Raw genomic sequence first — 1,671 nt, forward strand, 5'->3', positions numbered from 1 at the left:
GTCCACTTCCAGCAGGCTGGCGGCCACCAGCTGGCGGAACACGCTGCGCCAGGTGCGCGCATCCAGGTCCTTGCCGATGCCGTAGGTACTGAGCTGGTCATGCTTGAACTGATGCATGCGCTCGCTGTCACTGCCGCGCAGGATGTCGATCAGGTGGCCAACGCCGAAGCGCTGGCCGCTGCGGTAGACGCAGCTAAGCGCTTTCTGGGCGGGAACGGTGGCATCCCAGGCAGCAGGCGGGGTGAGGCAGTTGTCGCAGTTGCCACAGGCGGTGGGGTAGGTCTCGCCAAAGCCCGCCAACAGCACCTGGCGCCGGCATTGCATGGATTCGCAATAGCCCAGCAGATGATCGAGTTTCGAGCGCTCCAGCTGCTTGCGTTCTTCACCGGCTTCGGACTGCTCGATCATCTGCTTGAGCAGGACCACGTCGCCGAGGCCGTAGCACAGCCAGGCTTCGGCGGGTTCGCCGTCGCGACCGGCGCGGCCGGTTTCCTGGTAGTAGCCTTCCATCGACTTGGGCAGGTCGGTGTGCGCGACAAAACGCACATCCGGCTTGTCGATGCCCATGCCGAAGGCGATGGTGGCGCACATGACAATGCCGTCCTCATGCAGGAAACGGCGTTGGTTGGCTGCACGTACGTCGGCCGGCATGCCTGCGTGGTAGGGCAGGGCGCGCAGGCCTTCTTCGCAGAGGAACTGCGCGGTTTCCTCGACCTTGCGCCGGGACATGCAGTAGACGATGCCGGCCTCGTCACGGTGGCCCTTCAGGAACCCCAGCAGCTGGCGCTTGGCGTTGTCCTTCTGCACCACGGTGTAGCGGATGTTGGGGCGGTCGAAGGAGCTGACGAAGTGGCGAGCCTGCGACAGGTCCAGGCGCTCGGCGATCTCGCGCTGGGTTGGCGGGTCGGCGGTGGCGGTCAGGGCGATGCGCGGCACCTGCGGCCAGCGCTCGTGCAGCACCGTCAGTTGCCGGTATTCGGGGCGGAAATCGTGGCCCCATTGCGACACGCAGTGAGCTTCGTCGATGGCGAACAAGGCGACCTGGGCGCGTTCCAGCAGCGACAGGAAGCGGCCTGTCAGCAGGCGCTCGGGGGCCACGTACAGCATTTCCAGCTCGCCGGTCAGCAATTCGCGCTCGACCCGGGCAGCGGTTTCCGCATCCAGGGTGGAATTGAGGAATTCGGCGCGCACGCCCACCTGGCGCAAGGCCTCCACCTGGTCCTGCATCAAGGCGATCAACGGCGAGATGACAATGCCGCAGCCATCACGCATCAGCGCCGGGATCTGGTAGCACAGGGATTTGCCGCCACCGGTGGGCATCAGCACCAGCGCATCGTTACCGCTGGCAACGTGCTCGACGATGGCCTGCTGGTCGCCGCGGAAACTGTCGTAACCGAAAACGCTGGAAAGCAGTTCTTGCGCGGGACTCTGGGGCATCGGCGTAGTTTACCTGCTGACAACCACCCGGGAGCGATCAGTACACGCGTGGGAGCGGCGTAAGCCGCGAAGCCGGCGCGGCTTCAGGTTTGCGGGAAGACGATTGCCCATGGCCGAAACGTCATGGGGCAAGCCCTGCCGAGCATGGCTCGGCACTACCGAAGAGCGAGGAAAGCTCTTTGAGTCAAGGCGGCGCGCCGAAGGCGGGAATTCGGCAAGGACAGGAAGATCAAG

Annotated in this window: 1 protein-coding gene; it reads right to left on the minus strand. The window is 64.9% G+C overall.

The window, feature by feature from the left end:
• Nucleotides 1-1,437, minus strand: a 1,437-nt coding sequence (recQ, locus tag RT460_RS15780; protein WP_313320105.1) for a DNA helicase RecQ, incomplete at its 3' end; no start/stop codon positions are given.
• Between the last annotated feature and the right edge of the window lie 234 nt (nt 1,438-1,671).

Origin of the sequence: Stenotrophomonas sp., from assembly GCF_032061965.1 — a bacterium.
In the GTDB taxonomy this organism is placed as follows: Bacteria; Pseudomonadota; Gammaproteobacteria; order Xanthomonadales; family Xanthomonadaceae; genus Stenotrophomonas.